This window comes from Streptomyces sp. SM1 (assembly GCF_002910825.1).
Classification (GTDB): domain Bacteria; phylum Actinomycetota; class Actinomycetes; order Streptomycetales; family Streptomycetaceae; genus Streptomyces; species Streptomyces okerensis.
In genome coordinates, this window is sequence record NZ_NEUB01000939.1 from 1 (window position 1) to 16672 (window position 16672).

Below are 16672 nucleotides of genomic sequence, written 5' to 3' on the forward strand. Positions count from 1 at the left end.
CCCGGGACTCCGGCGCACGGCATCCCCGCGTACGGAGGGCCGGCGGGGTACGGGACGCCCGCGGGCGGTGTGCCCCGGCTTCCGGACGGAACGCCCGCGCACGGCGTGCCCCGTCTCCCCGAGGGGTGGTCTCCGCAGGGCACACCCCCGCACGGTTCTCCCCGCCTGCCGGACGGAACCCCGGCACGCGGTGTTCCGCGGCTGCCCGACGGCACTCCCGCGCAGGTCGTGCCCCGGGCTCGCGGCGGCCACCCCGAGCAGCGGGAACCCGGTGGCGGCTGGGGGACGTTGAACGGCCGGACGATCACGGGAGCCGGGTACGGCGGACCGGGCGCCGGGCAGGGGGTGCCCCTCCCGCGGCAGCGGCAGGCGCCCCCCGGGGGGCCGCGCCAGGACTACCTCGACGCCTTCACCGGAGGCGCCGACCCCTTCGCCCCGCGCCGGCCGGACTCCGCGGCCCGCCCGCCGGACTCCGCGCACCCCGCCGACCCCTACCCCGCCGACCCCTACACCGCGGTCACCGACTGGAACGGTGGCCCGGCCACCGGCGTCCGAACCGACGCCAACGGCACACCCGCCTACGACACCCACGCGGACGGCGGCAACGCGCACGACAGCCACGGCGGCGACGGCGAGCCGCCGACCGGGGAGCCCGCGCAGACGAAGGGCGGCAAGGGCCGCGCCTTCACCGGCATCGCGGCCGCCGCCGTCACCACCGTGCTGGCCGTCGTCGTGGCCGGACAGGTCGCCGAGGAGCAGGACGGCACCGGCGTACAGGCGCAGTCGGCCGGTGAGCAGGCCCGGGACGTGCGGGACCCCGCCTCGCGAGGTGACGAGCGGGAGACGCCCGCCGTGCCCTCCGTCCGGCCGCTGACGTACGAGCAGAAGATGGACAAGAAGTACCCGCTCGGCGCCACACGCGCGGGCGGCGGGACGTTCTACGCGATCCCCGGCATCGACAAGGCGCCCGGCAAGGGGCAGAAGATCACCTACCGGGTGGACGTGGAGCAGGGGCTCGGGCTCGATGGCGAACTCTTCGCCGAGGCCGTGCACAGGACGCTCAACGACAACCGCAGCTGGGCGCACAACGGTGCCCGCACCTTCGAGCGCGTCCACTCCGGCCGGGTCGACTGGGTGATCACCCTCGCCGGTTCCCGGACGACCGCCGACTGGTGCGCCAAGTCCGGCCTGGACACCACGGAGGACAACGTCTCCTGCGACTCCGCGGCCACCGAACGCGTGATGATCAACGCGTACCGGTGGGCGCAGGGATCCGAGACCTACGGCGACGACATCCACGGCTACCGGCAGATGCTGATCAACCACGAGATCGGCCACCGCCTGGGCTTCAACCACGTCACGTGCGACAAGGACGGCGACCTGGCCCCGGTGATGCAGCAGCAGACCAAGTTCCTCGACCACGACGGAATCAGCTGCCGTCCGAATCCATGGGCCTATCCCAAGGCCTGATCATCCCCTGATCACATAGCGATCGCCTAGCGCCCGAAACGCGCCCGGCGCGGGAAAGTTACGCCCGTTCACCCCTTTTGGTGGCGTGATGGACAACCGTCCATCACGCCACCGCCTGTTCCGCATACGTTCGTCCCGCTGCGAGCCGCCCGACCAACGGCGGCTCCCCACACGGGAGATCAGGGGTGCACACGTGCGCATCGGACTGCTTACGGAGGGTGGCTATCCGTATGTGAACGGTGAGGGCGGGCTCTGGTGCGACCGCCTGGTGCGCGGGCTCGGGCAACACGAGTTCGACGTCTACGCGTTCAGCCGCGGTGAGGCCCAGGAGGACGCGGGCTGGGTTCCGTTGCCGCCCCAGGTCCGCAGGGTGCGCACCGCGCCCCTGTGGACGGCCGAGGACGACGGAGTGGTGTACGGCCGCCGCGCACGCCGGCGCTTCTCGGAGCACTACGGCGAACTGGCCGCCGCTCTCTGCGCCGCTCCGGACCCCGCGACCCCCGCGCCGGACCCAGCGACCCCCGCGGCGGACTCCCCGGCCCCCGAGGCGGACCGATTCACCACCGCGCTCCACGGTCTCGCCGAACTCGCCCACGACGAAGGCGGCCTGGTGGCCGCGCTCCGCTCGGAGACGGCCGTACGCGCGCTGGAGCGGGCCTGTCGCGCGCCGGGCGCCCAGCGCGCCGCACGCGAGGCCCGCGTCCAGGATCTGCTGGCCGTCGCCGCACACCTGGAGCGCGCCCTGCGCCCCCTCTCGCTCGACTGGTACGAGGAGGACGGGCTCGGCGCGGTGGACCTGTGCCACGCCGCCGCAGGGGGAGCCGCGGCCCTCCCGGGGCTGCTCGCGCACCACTTCCTCGGCGTTCCGCTCCTGGTCACCGAGTACGGCGTACGGCTGCGGACGCACTACCTCACGCGCCCGGACGGGCCCCACGCGGTCCGCTCGCTGCTCGGAGCCTTCCACGGCAGGCTCGCCGCCGAGACCTACCGTCGCGCCGTGTTCGTCACGCCGGGCAACACACACGCCCGCCGCTGGCAGGAGCGCTGCGGCGCCGACCGGGCGAAGCTGCGCACGGTGTACCCGGGCCTGGACGCCACGCCCTTCGCGGAGGCGGGGGAGTCCCCGCAGAGCGCGGACCCGCACAAGCTCGTCTGGGCCGGCCGGGTGGAGCCGGCCAAGGACCTGGTCTCCCTCCTGCACGCCTTCGCGGCGATCCGCGCGGAGGAGCCGAAGACCCGCCTGCGGATCATCGGCGGCCCGTCCGGCACCGAGGGTGCCGCCTACCTCGGCCACTGCAAGGCGCTGGCCGCGCAGCTCTTCCCGGACGAGGCCGAGGGCCCGCACGCGGTCGGCGACAACCCCGTGTCCTTCGAGGAACCCGGCGGCCCGGGCTCCCCGGCCGACACCTGCGCCGACGGGGCCGTGACCGTGCTGTCCAGCGTCGTCGAGGGATTCCCCGTGGGCCTGATCGAGGCGATGCTCTGCGGGCGCGCGACCGTCTCCACGGACGTCGGCGCGGTCGTGGAGGTCATCGGCGGCACCGGACTCGTCGTACCACCGCGCAATCCACGGGCGCTCGCCGAGGCCTGCGTCTCCCTGCTGCGCGACCCGGAACGCCGCGCACGCCTCGGGGCCGCCGCCCGCGCCCGCGCGCTGGAGCTGTTCACCGTCGAGCAGAACATCTCGGCTTTCCACGGCCTCTACCTGCGGATCGTCGCGCGGACGCCGGTCCGCCGCCCCGCCCTCGACGGCGCCGGTGACCCCCTGCCCTTCGCGTCCCCCGCCGAGGCCCGCATACCCGGCCACTGGACCGACCCCGCCCCCCGCGCCGTCCCCACATGGGCGACGGACGCCCCGGTACCCGCGACGGAGACAGCCCGATGAGCGACCTGGGTGAACTGAACCGCAGTACGCCCGCCGGTGCGGCCGACCCGGTCAAGGCACTTCTGCGCCGCCACCACGACCTGTGCCTCCGGGCAGTGGACCCGCTGGAGATCGCGGCGGGCCTCGAGGCCCACGGCATCACCGACCGGACCGCGGCCCGCTTCCGCCACCGCGACGTCTTCTCCCTGGCCGAGGAGCTCTACGCCCGCGTCCCCCGCGACGCCGACTCCCCGCACCCCGCCCCGCCCGCCGGCCCCGTCGCCGGACGCTCCCGCCCGACGGCCCCGGCCGTCCTGCTCCCCCTCCTGCCCGGCGCCCTGTGCACGGCATCGGGTCTCGCCCTGCGCCACACCCACGGCGAGACCCGCCTCTACGCGGCGGCCGCCGGCATCCTCGCCGTGACTCTCGCCCTGCGAGCGGCACTGCGCCGAGGCCCGCTGAGCGGCCCCGGCCACCCGGCGCGCCCGGCCACCGCGTCCTGGACCTGCTGGCTCATCGGCTACGCCCTCCTCGGCGACGGTCTGCTGCACACGGTGATCACCGGCGGCCCCGACGGCTGGCCCGACGGCACGCCCGGGGGAGACTGGCCGCTCACCGTCGCCCCGGTCGTGGCGCTCACCCTGGCCTGCGCGCCCGCCGCCTGGGCCGCCCACCTGTTCACCACCCGCGCCCGCCGCAGGCTCCGGTCCAGCCGGGGACTGGAGGACTTCTCGGCCTCGGTGCGCCCCGTGCTCCTGGGCGCGGTCGCCCTGTTCACGCTCGCCCTGACAGCCCTGCTCGCCGCGGCGTCCGCACTTCTCGACGAGCCCCCGGCGCTCCCCGAGACGCTGGCTCTGGGCGCCCTGCTCTTCCTGGCCCGCCTCCTCACGATCCACGGCTTCACCTACGCGCCGAAGGTGATCCTCACCGTCACGGCCACCGCCCAGGCCCTCGCCCTGGCGACTGTCGTCGCCGCCCGCCTTCCCGGCTGTGCGGCGCTGTCCACACCGGTGGAAACCCTGACCGCCTGGAACCCCGCGGCCGTCCCCACCCTCACCTGCGGCGCAGCGGCCCTGACCCTCCTGATCCACGCCTCGCGCAAACTCCCCCGCGCCTCGGCACACATCCCTGCGGAGCGACCCCGGTGACCGGCCGGGCCCGCCGTGCGGAGCGGGAGCGGGTCAAGCACCCCGGCGCTGCCGGTGTCCCTCGCGCCGAAGCGGGTCACACAACCCGGAACACGCCCGGTGCCCCGACACCGGCATCGGTCAAGGCCGGGGCCACCGATCCGGCCGATCCGGGCCGCCCGGCCCGCCCGGCCGATCCGGCCCAACCGGTCGGCCCGGCCCAACCGGTCGGCCCGGCGTCCGCGGGGCCCCGACGTCACCTCCCGACCCCGGCACCTCACCCGAAGGAGAACCCCACATGATTTCGCGCCCGGCAGCTCCGCACTCCGAAGGAGCCCCCCGATGAGAGTCCTGCTGATCGGAGCCAACGGCTACCTCGGCCGCTTCGTCGCCGACCGCCTCCTCGCCGACCCCGCCGTCCAGCTCACGGCCCTCGGCCGGGGTGACGACGCCGACGTCAGGTTCGACCTCGCCACCGGCAGTCCCGGCGCCCTCACCCGCTTCCTCGACGCCGTCCACCCCGGCGTGGTCGTCAACTGCGCCGGCGCCACACGAGGTGGCGCCCGTGAACTCACCCGCCACAACACCGTCGCCGTCGCCACCGTCTGCGAGGCCCTCCGCCGCAGCGGCTGCGGCGCCCGGCTCGTACAGCTCGGCTGCGGCTCGGAGTACGGCCCCAGCCAGCCCGGCTCCTCCACCGCGGAGGACGCCGTTCCCCGCCCCGGCGGCCCGTACGGCGTCAGCAAGCTCGCCGCCACCGAACTGGTCCTCGGCTCCGCGCTGGACGCCGTGGTCCTGCGGGTCTTCTCACCCGTGGGCCCGGGCACTCCCGCCGGTTCCCCCCTGGGCCGCCTCGCCGAGGCCATGCGCCGTGCCATGCAGTCCGGTGACGCCGAGCTGAGGCTCGGCGGCCTCGGCGCACAGCGGGACTTCATCGACGTCCGGGACGTCGCCCGCGCCGTCCACGCCGCCTCCCTCTCCGCCGCGCAGGGCGTCATCAACATCGGCTCGGGCCGGGCCGTCCGCCTCCGCGACGCCGCCGGCATCCTCGCCCGGGTGGCCGGATACGGCGGCACCCTCAACGAGCTGGACAACCCGCCCGGCCTGCACCACGCCCCCGCCCCCCACATGACCCACGCGACGAGCACCCCGCACCTGAGGCCCACCATCGGCCACCCCCGCACCGACCCCGACCACCACCCCCACGCCGCCGGCACCAACCCCGCCGCCTTCCCGTATCCCGACGGCTGCGGCTCCTGGCAGCAGGCCGACGTACGCACCGCCCGGGACCGCCTCGGCTGGCGCCCCCGCATCAACCTCGAGGAGTCCCTGGCCGACATCTGGATGGAGGCGGCATGCCGTATCTGACCAGCACCAGACCGGGGACCGCGAGCACGGACGTCCGTACCGGCTTCGGCATTCCCGGCTTCGCGCACCCCCTCCTCGCCCCCCTCGAGTGGAACGGGCTCACCCGTCCCGGCACCCCTCTGCACTGGGTGGTGCTCAACGTGGCCGACGGCCCCGGCGTCCAGCCCGACCCGCACTGTCTGGCAGCGGCCGGCCGCCTGCGCAACGCCGGAGTCCGTGTCCTCGGCCACCTCGACACCGTCCACGGTCTGCGTTCCTTCGGCGAGGCGATCTCCGACGCACACCGCTACCTCGACTGGTACCAGGTCGACGGCTTCCTCCTGGACCGCTGCCCCGCCGACCGTGTCGCCCTCCCCGAGGTGCGGCGCACCGTCGGCACACTCCGGGTGATCCACGAGGACGCCCACATCGTCCTGGGCCACGGCACCCACCCCTACCCCGGATACGCGGAGCACGCCGACCAGCTGGTCACCTTCTCCGGCGCGTGGAGCGACTACCGCTGGTCGCAGGTGGCCGAGTGGACCGCCGACCACCCGCCCGAACGCTTCTGTCACTTCGTGCACGGAGTGCCGGGACCGCACCTGGACGAGGCCCTGCGCATCGCCCGCTGGCAGGGGGCCGCGACGATCTACTTCACCGATCACGCCCCCGGCCCGCTCACCGACCCCTGGGAGCAGCTGCCCGGCTACTGGGACGACATCGTCTCGCGGATCGGAACGGGTGTCTCGGAATGAAAAAGGGCATGGCAGTGTTAAGCGCAGAACAACCGTACTGATTGACCGACCAACGGAGTCCCCGTGTCGCTGCCACCCCTGGTCGAGCCGGCCCCCGAGCTCACCGTAGACGAGGTCCGCCGGTACTCCCGCCACCTGATCATCCCCGATGTGGGCATGGACGGGCAGAAGCGGCTGAAGAACAGCAAGGTGCTCTTCGTGGGCGCCGGCGGACTGGGTTCCCCGGGGCTGATGTACATGGCCGCGGCGGGCGTGGGCACGCTCGGCATCGTGGAGTTCGACGAGGTCGACGAGTCGAACCTGCAGCGCCAGGTCATCCACAGCCAGTCCGACATCGGCCGGCCCAAGGCCGAGTCCGCGCGGGACTCGATCAAGGGCATCAACCCGTACGTGAACGTGGTCCTGCACGAGGAGCGGCTCGAGGCCGACAACGTGATGGGCATCTTCAGCCAGTACGACCTGATCGTGGACGGCACGGACAACTTCGCCACCCGCTACCTGGTCAACGACGCCTGTGTGCTGCTGAACAAGCCGTACGTGTGGGGATCGATCTACCGCTTCGACGGTCAGGCCTCCGTCTTCTGGTCCGAGCACGGCCCGTGCTACCGCTGCCTCTACCCGGAGCCCCCGCCCCCCGGCATGGTTCCCTCCTGCGCCGAGGGCGGCGTCCTGGGCGTGCTGTGCGCGTCCATCGGCTCGATCCAGGCCAACGAGGCCATCAAGCTGCTCGCCGGCATCGGCGAGCCCCTGGTCGGCCGCCTGATGATCTACGACGCCCTGGAGATGCAGTACCGCCAGGTCAAGGTCCGCAAGGACCCCGACTGCGCGATCTGCGGCGAGAACCCGACCGTCACCGAGCTCATCGACTACGAGGCCTTCTGCGGCGTCGTGTCCGAGGAGGCCCAGGCGGCGACGGCCGGCTCCACGATCACTCCCAAGCAGCTCAAGGAGTGGATGGACGACGGCGAGAGCATCGAGCTCATCGACGTCCGCGAGCCGAACGAGTTCGAGATCGTGTCCATCCCGGGCGCCCGCCTGATTCCGAAGAACGAGTTCCTCATGGGCAACGCCCTGGAGAGCCTGCCGCAGGACAAGAAGATCGTCTTGAACTGCAAGACGGGTGTCCGCAGTGCGGAAGTCCTCGCGGTCCTGAAGTCCGCGGGCTTCTCCGACGCCGTCCACGTGGGCGGCGGAGTGGTCGGCTGGGTCAACCAGATCGAGCCGGAGAAGCCGATCTACTGAGCCACATCGGCCGCTGCCGAGGCGGGGGCTCCGGGCACCACGGGTGCGCGGGGCCCCCGCTGTCGTCAGGAGCAGACCTTGCCGTCCTTCGGCACCGTGCCGTCGAGCAGGTACGCGTTCACCGTGGAGTCGACACAGTCGCTGCCACTGCCGTACGCGCCATGGCCCTCGCCCTTCCAGGTGAGCATCACGCCGACGCCCTCGCCCAGCTCGTCCGCCATCTTCCGGGCGCCCTCGTACGGTGTGGCCGGGTCGCCGGTGTTGCCCACGACCAGGATCGGGGCCGCGCCGGGCGCGCTCACCTCGGGTGTGTCGAACTGACCGGGAACCGGCCAGTCGTGACACCAGCCGGCCGTGTCCCAGCCGAGGAAGGAGCCGAACACGGGCGAGATCTCCTCGAACTCGGGCAGCAGCTCCCTCGTCTCCTCCACGGTCGGCCGCTGCTTGTCGTCCAGGCACGATATGACCCGCTGCGAGTGGGTCGTCGTGCCGTAGCGCCCCGAGGCGTCGCGTTCGTTGTAGCCGTCGGCCAGGGCCAGCAGTTCGGAGCCGTCCCCGTCCTCCGCCGCCTCCAGCGCACTGGTCAGCGCCGGCCAGCTGGTCTTGCTGTACAGCGGCAGAACGATGCCCGTCAGGGCCAGCGACTGGGTCAGCTCACGCCCGGACGAGGACGTCGGCAGCGGCTCGGCGTCGATCCGGTCCAGCAGCTCCGCGATCTCCCGCGACCCCTGCCCGGGGTCCCGGCCGGTGGACTTCAGGTAGTTGTTGAGAGCCGTCTGGAACCCGCGCGTCTGGTTCTTGGCGTGCCCCACGGTGTCGGCGGTCGGGTCGACCACCGCGTCGAGCGTCAGCCGGCCCACCTTCCGGGGGAACAGATGCGCGTAGACGCCGCCCAGTTCGGTGCCGTAGGAGATGCCGAAGTAGTTCAGCCTGTCGTCGCCGAGGGCCTGCCGGATGCGGTCCATGTCGCGAGCGGTGTCGGTGGTCGACACGTGGGCCATCAGCTTCCCGGCGGCCTCCTGGCAGCCCTTGCCGAAGCCGGCGGCGTCCTGGAGGTACGTCCGCTCCTCGGCCGGAGTGTCCGGGGTGCCGTCCACCGACGATTCGGCGGCCGCTATGTCCTTGTCGTCGCGGCATCGGACGCCCTCGCTGGCGGCCACTCCCCGAGGGTCCCAGCTGACCAGGTCGTAGCGCTCGTGCAGTGCGGAGACCGCGGGGGCGTAGGACGGCATCATGGAGACGCCCGAGCCGCCTGGACCGCCGAAGTTGAACAGCAGGGAGCCGAGGCGGTCGTCTCCGGTGGCCTCGGCCCGGATGAGGGCCAGCCCGATCGTCGGGCCGTCCGGCTCCGCCCAGTCCAGCGGCACCTGGAGTGTGGCGCACTGCCAGTCGCCGCCCGGTGCCGGCTCACTGCCGGTGGCTTCGCAGCGCCCCCAGTCCAGTGCCGTCCCGCCGCTCTTGCCGTCGTTGCCGTTGTCGTCCTTCCCGGAGTCGTCGTCCGACGAGCCGGCGCCGCTGCAGCCGGCCGTCAGCAGCGCGGCGGCGACCGTCAGGGCCGTCCACCGTGTGAAACGGGTCATGTACCGATTCCCCCCTCGCTGGCCGTCCGCACCGTGCCACGGATGGCGGTCGTGCCATGGTAGGCAGATTCGCCGCCCGTCGGGCGACCCTGTGGATAACGCTCTGACCTGGGAAGACGCGAGACCCATGGGCCGGTCAGGGGCAGACCGTCCCGGCCGTCGGCACCTTTCCGTCCAGCAGATAGCCGTTCACCGCGCCCTGCACGCACGCGTCCCCGCTGTTGTAGGCGCCGTGCCCCTGCCCCCGGTACGTCAGTTCCACACCGACACCCTCACCGAGTGCCCGCGCCATCCGGCGAGCCCCCTCGTAAGGGGTGGCCGGGTCGCCGGTGTTGCCGATGACCAGGATCGGTGCGGAGCCGGGGGCGCTCACGTCCGGTCGGTCGGCGGCACCCGGCACCGCCCAGTCCGTGCAGCTGACCATGCCCCACGCCAGATAGTCGCCGAACAGCCCGGATGCCGCCCGGAACTCGGGCAGGCGGCGTTCCACGTCCTCCGGCGTGTAGCGGGGCTTGTCATCGGCGCAGTTGATGGAGGTGTTGGCCGCGGCGAGGTTGCTGTACTCGCCGTTCTCGCTGCGCCCGTTCATCGAGTCGGACAGCAGCATCAGGATCGTGCCGTCACCGTCGTAGGCCTGCTCCAGGCCCTCGGTGAGGAACTCCCAGAAGTCCCGCGAGTAGAGCGCCTGCGCGATGCCACCGGTCGCCGCGGTCTGGGTCAGTTCGCGCGGGAAGATACCCGGGACGGGCGTGCGGTCGAGGTCTTCCAGAAGCCCCGCGATACGGTCCTTCACGTCCTGCGCGCTGTCTCCGACGGGGCACTTCTCGGACCGGGAGACACAGTCCTCGGCGTAGTTGTCGAGCGCGAGCTGGAATCCGCGGGCCTGCCCGAGCGCGCCCTGTTCCGCGGTCCGGGTGGGGTCGACGACCGCGTCGAACACCGCGCGGCCCACCTTCTCGGGGAACAGGTGGGCGTAGACGCCGCCGAGTTCGGTGCCGTAGGAGATGCCGAAGTAGTGCAGCCGTTCGTCGCCGAGGACCTGGCGCATCAGATCGAGGTCGCGGGCGGCGTCCGTGGTGCGCACACGCGGGAGGATCCGCCCGGAGTTCTCCTCACAGTCCGCGTTGAACTCCTTGGTGCTGTCCAGCAGTTCCGCGCGCTCGGCGGCGTCGTCGGGGGTCGCGTCCTGCTGGAACAGGGCGTCGAGCCGCTGGTCGTCCTGGCAGATCACCGGCGTGCTGCGGCCGACCCCGCGGGGATCGAAGCTGACCAGGTCGTAGCGGGTGCGCAGGGTCGCGTAGTCTTCGCCGAACGCGGGCAGAGCGGTGACTCCGGAGCCGCCCGGGCCGCCGAAGTTGAAGATCAGGGAGCCGATGCGCTCGCGCTCCGCGCCGCTCGACCCCGCCCGGATCAGCGCGAGGTCGATGGTGTCGCCGTCGGGGTCGTCCCAGTCCAGCGGCGCCTTCATGGTGGTGCAGCTCCACTCGCCCCCGGCGCCCGGCAGGGGGGACGGGGGCGGGCCTCCGCCCTGCGCCTCGGACGGGGCCGGGCAGCTCTTCCAGACGAGCTCCTGCCGCGTCAGATCCTCGTCCCGGTCGTCCCCGCCGCAGCCCGCCAGGAGTGCCGGCAGCAGGACGGCGCAGGCGGTCAGGGCGGTGCCACGCAGGCGGAAGGGGTGGGGCATGCTCCCATCCTGGCGTCGCCCGGGGCGGGATGCGCGGGGCACGGTCCGTACGAGGTATGAGCCCCGCGCCCCCGGGAGGCCCGCCTACAGAGCCGCTTTGCGGGTGAGGTGGTTGAAGGCGAGCCATCCCGGCAGCACGGGCAGCCACAGCGTCAGCAGCCGGAAGAGCAGCACCGCCGGAGCGGCGACCTCCTTGGGGAGGCCGACGGCGATCAGACCGACGGTCAGGGTCGCCTCGACCGCGCCGATGCCGCCCGGCGTCGGCGCCGCCGACCCGAGCGCGTTGCCGGCGAGGAACACGACCGCGACGCTCGCGAGACTGACCGACGTCGTCTCGTCGCCGAACGCCCGGATCGAGGCGTCCAGACACATCACGAAGCACGCCGTGAGCAGCAGCATGCCGCCGATGCCGGTGACCAGCTTCTGCGGCCGTTGCAGCACGTCGAGCATGCGCGGCACGACTCCCGCGAAGAGCGACCGCACGCGTGTGACGACGAACTTCCGCAGGAACGGCACCGACGTCACCACGAGCACCAGCACCGCGACCGTGAGCAGGCCGCCGATCACCGTGCGGGACGGCGAGAGGGAGGGCGTCTTCTCGGTACCGGTCAGATAGCCGAAGGCCAGCAGCATCAGGATGTGGCAGCCGAGCCCGAAGAGCTGCGACGCGCCGACGCTCGCGACCGCGAGCCCGGGCCGCACTCCGGCCCGCTGGAGGAAGCGGGTGTTCAGGGCGACACCGCCCACCGCCGCCGGGGCGACGATCTTCACGAACGAGCCGGCGACCTGCGCCGCGACGGTTCTCAGGAACGGCACCCGCTCGGGCACGAATCCGAGCAGCGCCATGGCCGCCGCCAAGTAGCTGGCCGCCGAGAACAGCACCGCCGCGGCCACCCAGCCCCACTCCGCGTTCGCGACCAGCGGGCCGAACTCGATGTGGGTGAGCTGGGTGAGCAGGAAGTACGCGCCGATCGCGCCGGCGATGAGGCTGATCAGCGTCCGCGGCCGCACCCGCTCCAGACGGGCCGGCTCGACCGGGGCCTGCGGACGGATACGCAGCACCACGTGCCGGATCTGGGTGAGCAGATCCTCCTCGCGTGCCTCCTCCAGCGCCTCGTCGATGGCCCGCTTCTCGGCCCGCTGTTCCGCGCGTACGGCCTTCTTGTCCGGTTTCTCGGACTTCTCGGGGAGCACCTGCTCGGCGTCGTGGGCACCGCCGTGCTCCGCGCGGGCCGGCCTGGCCTGCCGGGCGGCGTCGAGCACCGCCTCGCGTTCGCGTTCGGACCGTTCCCGCGCCAGCTTCCGCAGCGTCCCGCGCGTGGAGCGGCTCAGCGCGATGGGCTGGAGCATCGGCAGACAGTCCGCCACGGCGTCGGGACCGAGGACGCTCAGCGCGGAGGCCACCGCGCGTTCGGCGCCCACCCTGAGACCCAGCGTCACCAGCAGCTGGGAGATGTCCATCCGCAGGAGCAGATCGCCGGCCGCGATCTCACCGCCGCGCAGATCGGTGAGGATCACCGTGCCGGAACCGTCCACCAGGATGGCGTCGCCCACCAGCCGGCGGTGCGCGATACGGCGGGACTGCAGGGCCTGCACCTGACGCCAGGTGCCGCGCAGCAGTTCGTCGGTGATCTCCTCGTCCGGCAGCGAGTCGAGGGTGTGCCCGCCGCTGTGCTCGTAGACGAGCATCACCGCGTCGGGGCCGAGCTCCGAGGTGGCGATCAGTTTGGGCGCGTTGGCTCCGGCCGCGATGGCCGCGTACGCCAGCAGCGCCTCCTGCTCCAGCGCCTGGCGCAATGACTGCAGGCTGCTGCGGGTGGCGAAGCCGCGCAGGGCCAGATTGCGCCACGCGCGGTAGAAGAATCCCTGCGCCTGCTGCTCACGGTCGACCACCGTGACGTCCAGCGGCGGACCGTCCTCCAGGGTGACGAAGTACCGGCGCCCGCGGTCGCCGGTCTCGGAGGCGTCCGCCGTCTCCTCGCGCGAGGCGGTCACGGGGCGGAAGCCGACGGTACGCAGGCCCGCCATCAGGGTGCGTCCGGTGGGGCGCACATTGGGCGAGCCCACCGCGTAGAGGGTGCCGTAGGCCACGGTCCAGCCGATCAGGACCGTGAGGATGATCGAGAACGGGGTGGTGTACCCGGTGACGAGCATCGAGAAGGCGTCGAGGAGCAGCACGACCCACAGGACCGCGCGCCACCGCGGTCTGCGGGACATGCCGACCGCCGTCATGTACGCGATGACCGGCGCCAGATATCCGTGCACCGGGTCGGTGAGGGCGTGGATGTCACCCGGCGAGGGCTGGGTGAGCGCCTCCTGGATCGAGCCCGGAGCGGCACGTGCCACCCACAGGTCGGTGGCGAGTGTCACACCGTGCGCGAGGACGGCGGCGAGCACACCGTCCGCGATCCGCAGTCCGTCCCGCTTGATCAGCCGCTCGATGGCGAAGGCGACCGGAACGAGGAGGATCGCGATGCTGGAGGCCAGGCCCGCGATCTTGATGAGCAGGTCGGGCGCCTGTCCGGTGCCCTTGGTGATGTCCTGTTCCAGCCCCGAGGTGGTGCCGTGGGCGAACGCGGCGATCGCCAGCAGCACCACGACGGCCAGTACGCCGCCCAGGAGCCGCATGAGATCGGAGGGGCGGTGCACCCGCGCGGGAAGCAGCGGTTCGTCGCCCTCCACCTCGTCGATGTGCGCCGTGTCGGGGTCCGTGCGGCCGGAGTCCGCGGTGTCCGGGCGAGACGAGGCGTCAGGGGTGCCCTCCGTGTCCTCGGGGTGCGCGCCCTGCTGCTTCATCGTCTCTTCTCGATCTCGTATCACCGGTCACCGCCCGCACGATGGTGGCATGCTGTATCGCCACAAGGGGGCATCAGGGTCGGAAAGCGGGGCGGCACAGTCTGCCCGAACCGCTGCTCCGGGGCGAGTCGTACGCACACGGGTGAGCGCGTCGCGTTGTCGGTGGTGTGGTGCAGGATGGGGTGGATGAGCCAGGAGAGCCTTCCGTCCGACGGCGGCCCGCGGGATGCTGATGCCCTGCCCGAATACGCCGAGCGGGTCCTCGAGGCGGCCGAGCTGATCCCGCCGGGCCGTGTCATGACGTACGGGGACGTGGCCGAGTGGCTGGGGGAGGGCGGCCCCCGTCAGGTCGGGCGCGTGATGGCCCTGTACGGGGGAGCCGTGCCGTGGTGGCGCGTCGTCCGCGCGGACGGTGTGCTGCTGCCGGGGCACGAGCTGCGGGCCCTCGGCCACTACCGCGCGGAGAGCACGCCGCTGAAGGAGGCGAGCCGGGCCGCGCAGGACCATGTGCCGCGGCTCGACATGAGACGCGCGCGATGGGACGGCGGCGGGGACACCGAAGGTCACACCTGACAGCTTCCGCCCTCGCGCCCGCCGCTGTGTGAGCCCTGACGCGTCACGAGGAGACAGGGCACATCCGTGGCATGACGTACGTTCGTGAGGTGCGGGACATGTGCGCCGCGAGGGGCCGGAGGGAAGAAGCGGAAGGTCTGCTTCCGCGGTTTTCACCGGCGTAGCGTCGGCAGCGCGTGTCCCCTTCATCACCCGCCCACCGCCCCGCACACGCGGCGAACGACCCCACAGCACACCCACCAGGACCGGCGAACCACGTGAGCTCCTCTTTCTCCACCAGCGGCCTGTCGCACCCCCCGGTGCGACGGGGGAACCGCGGCGCTTACCGACTGGTGCGTACCCCGCCGGCTCGCGTGAATCCCCCTGTACTGGACGCCGCGCAGCGCTCCGTGGTTGAGCACACGACCGGCCCCCTGCTCGTTCTCGCAGGTCCGGGCACCGGTAAGACCACCACGCTCGTCGAGTCGGTGGCCGCCCGGACCGGCCGCGGTCAGGACCCCGGGCGGATCCTGGTGCTGACGTTCAGCCGCAAGGCTGCCGTCGAACTGCGCGACCGCATGGCCCTGCGCATCGGGGCGGCACACGCCCCGCAGGCGACCACCTTCCACTCGTTCTGCTACGCCCTGATCCGCGCCCACCAGGACAGCGACCTCTTCGCGGAGCCGCTGCGGCTGCTGTCGGGCCCCGAACAGGACGTCACCGTGCGTGAGCTGCTCGCCGGCCAGGTGGACCTGGAGCGGCTCGGACTGGCCCACGTGCGCTGGCCGGACGAACTGCGCGCCTGCCTGACCACCCGCGGCTTCGCCGACGAGGTCCGCGCGGTGCTCGCCCGCAGCCGCGAACTGGGCCTCGGTCCCGACGCCCTGAACGCCTTCGCCCGCCGTATCGGACGCCCCGACTGGCGGGCCGCCTCCGCCTTCCTCGCCGAGTACCTCGACGTCCTCGATCTGCAGGGCGTCCTCGACTACGCCGAACTCGTCCACCGCGCGGTGCTCCTCGCACACCGCCCGGAGATCGCCCGGCAGCTCGCCGCGCGGTACGACGCCGTCTACGTCGACGAGTACCAGGACACCGACCCCGCCCAGGTACGGCTGCTGCACGCCCTGGCCGGCGGACGCACCCTCGTCGCCTTCGGCGACCCCGACCAGTCGATCTACGCGTTCCGGGGCGCGGACGTGGGCGGCATCCTGGAATTCCCGCACGCCTTCCCCCGTGCGGACGGCCGTCCGGCCCCGGTCGAGGTGCTCCGCACCTCCCGGCGCTCCGGCGCCACCCTCCTCGAGGCCACCCGACGGGTGACCCGGCGCATGCCGCTGGCCCGGCTCCCCGCGGAGAAGGTCCGCGCCCACCGGGAGCTGACCCCGGTACGGGACGGAGGCCGCGCCGAGGTGTACACGTACCCGACGTCCGGCACGGAACTGGACAACATCGCCGACATCCTGCGCCGGGCGCACCTCGAGGACGGGGTCCCCTGGAGCGACATGGCCGTCCTGGTGCGGGCCGGAGCCCGCACCCTCCCCACCGTCCGCCGCGCGCTCACCTCGGCCGGCGTCCCCGTGGACGTCGACGGCAATGACCTGCCCCTGCGCCACGAACCCGCGGTGGCCCCACTGCTGACAGCCCTGCGCGCGGTGGCGACGGCGGCGGCGGACGACCGGGAGAACGCCGCAACCGCAGCCGCAGCCCTCGGCCCAGTTGCAGCCGCAGTCGACGCCGACACCGGGGCAGAGGCCGGAGCCGGGGCCGGAACCGCGACCGGCGTCGATACCGAGGCCGAACCCGAACCCGAGGCCGGAATCGGAGCCGAGGTCGAGCCGGGAGCGCGTGCCGGGGCCGGAACCGGAACCGGCGCCGGGCCCGAGGCCGAACCCGAACCCGAGGCCGGAATCGGAGCCGAGGTCGAGCCGGGAGCGCGTGCCGGGGCCGGAACCGGAACCGGCGCCGAGACCGGGCCCGAGCCCGGAGCCGAGGCCGAGGCCGAGGCCGAAACCGAAACCGGGTCCGACGCCGGCACCGGTGTCGAACCCGCCACCGCCACCACCGCCACCGACGCGTGCTGGCTCGACACCGAGACCGCTCTCACCCTGCTCACCTCCCCCCTCGCCGGCATGGACGCGGCCGATCTGCGTCGGCTCGGCCGCGCTCTGCGCGAGGAGGAGCGTTCCGCGGGCAACCCGCTGCCGCCCCCCTCGGACGAGCTGCTCGCGCGGGCGCTGACCGAACCCGAGCGGCTC

Annotated in this window: 11 protein-coding genes; 8 read left to right on the forward strand and 3 right to left on the reverse strand. The window is 72.9% G+C overall.

Going from position 1 to position 16672, the window contains the following annotated elements; all coding sequences use genetic code 11:
- The 6 genes from B9S61_RS32375 to moeZ form a co-directional block, all read left to right on the forward strand.
- The coding region (locus B9S61_RS32375; protein WP_308457806.1) for a DUF3152 domain-containing protein at positions 1-1470 on the forward strand (1470 nt) is incomplete at its 5' end.
- Positions 1471-1663: 193 nt separating this feature from the next.
- Positions 1664-3355 carry a DUF3492 domain-containing protein gene (locus B9S61_RS32380; RefSeq protein WP_103545375.1) on the forward strand — a complete coding sequence of 564 codons (1692 nt, stop codon included), beginning with the start codon at positions 1664-1666 and terminating at the stop codon, positions 3353-3355.
- On the forward strand, positions 3352-4482 hold the full coding sequence (locus tag B9S61_RS32385; protein ID WP_103545383.1) for a hypothetical protein: 1131 nt from the start codon (positions 3352-3354) through the stop codon (positions 4480-4482). The genes B9S61_RS32380 and B9S61_RS32385 overlap by 4 nt, the downstream gene beginning before the upstream one ends.
- 321 nt (positions 4483-4803) lie before the next feature.
- Positions 4804-5829, forward strand: coding sequence for an NAD-dependent epimerase/dehydratase (locus B9S61_RS32390; RefSeq protein ID WP_103545376.1), 1026 nt, complete (start codon positions 4804-4806; stop codon positions 5827-5829).
- Positions 5817-6563 carry a spherulation-specific family 4 protein gene (locus B9S61_RS32395; RefSeq protein ID WP_103545377.1) on the forward strand — a complete coding sequence of 249 codons (747 nt, stop codon included), beginning with the start codon at positions 5817-5819 and terminating at the stop codon, positions 6561-6563. Before B9S61_RS32390 ends, B9S61_RS32395 begins: the two co-directional genes overlap by 13 nt.
- A gap of 63 nt (positions 6564-6626) precedes the next feature.
- Positions 6627-7805, forward strand: coding sequence for an adenylyltransferase/sulfurtransferase MoeZ (gene moeZ, locus B9S61_RS32400; RefSeq protein ID WP_103545378.1), 1179 nt, complete (start codon positions 6627-6629; stop codon positions 7803-7805).
- Between the two features lie 65 nt (positions 7806-7870).
- Here moeZ and B9S61_RS32405 read toward each other — a convergent pair whose 3' ends face one another.
- The 3 genes from B9S61_RS32405 to B9S61_RS32415 form a co-directional block, all read right to left on the reverse strand.
- Positions 7871-9385, reverse strand: a complete 1515-nt coding sequence (locus B9S61_RS32405; RefSeq protein WP_103545379.1) for an alpha/beta hydrolase — start codon at positions 9383-9385, stop codon at positions 7871-7873.
- A gap of 136 nt (positions 9386-9521) precedes the next feature.
- Entirely contained in the window at positions 9522-11069 is a 1548-nt protein-coding gene (locus tag B9S61_RS32410; RefSeq protein ID WP_103545380.1) for an alpha/beta hydrolase, read from the reverse strand.
- A gap of 84 nt (positions 11070-11153) precedes the next feature.
- Positions 11154-13865, reverse strand: coding sequence for a lysylphosphatidylglycerol synthase transmembrane domain-containing protein (locus B9S61_RS32415; protein ID WP_103545381.1), 2712 nt, complete (start codon positions 13863-13865; stop codon positions 11154-11156).
- A 186-nt stretch (positions 13866-14051) separates the two neighbouring features.
- On the opposite strand from B9S61_RS32415, the gene B9S61_RS32420 reads away from it, so the two are divergent.
- Both B9S61_RS32420 and B9S61_RS32425 read left to right on the forward strand, forming a co-directional pair.
- Entirely contained in the window at positions 14052-14438 is a 387-nt protein-coding gene (locus B9S61_RS32420) for an MGMT family protein (RefSeq protein WP_103545382.1), read from the forward strand.
- Between the two features lie 257 nt (positions 14439-14695).
- Positions 14696-16672 (forward strand): ATP-dependent helicase (locus B9S61_RS32425; RefSeq protein WP_181007631.1); only part of this gene is annotated, 1977 nt, incomplete at its 3' end.

What these genes read in the sequence shown, in the direction of transcription:
- B9S61_RS32385 (WP_103545383.1), top strand. Translation starts at nt 3,352, where the DNA reads ATGAGCGACCTGGGTGAACTGAACCGCAGTACGCCCGCCGGTGCGGCC.
- B9S61_RS32390 (WP_103545376.1), top strand. Translation starts at nt 4,804, where the DNA reads ATGAGAGTCCTGCTGATCGGAGCCAACGGCTACCTCGGCCGCTTCGTC.
- B9S61_RS32395 (WP_103545377.1), top strand. Translation starts at nt 5,817, where the DNA reads ATGCCGTATCTGACCAGCACCAGACCGGGGACCGCGAGCACGGACGTC.
- B9S61_RS32405 (WP_103545379.1), bottom strand. Translation starts at nt 9,385, where the DNA reads ATGACCCGTTTCACACGGTGGACGGCCCTGACGGTCGCCGCCGCGCTG.
- B9S61_RS32410 (WP_103545380.1), bottom strand. Translation starts at nt 11,069, where the DNA reads ATGCCCCACCCCTTCCGCCTGCGTGGCACCGCCCTGACCGCCTGCGCC.
- B9S61_RS32415 (WP_103545381.1), bottom strand. Translation starts at nt 13,865, where the DNA reads ATGAAGCAGCAGGGCGCGCACCCCGAGGACACGGAGGGCACCCCTGAC.
- B9S61_RS32420 (WP_103545382.1), top strand. Translation starts at nt 14,052, where the DNA reads ATGAGCCAGGAGAGCCTTCCGTCCGACGGCGGCCCGCGGGATGCTGAT.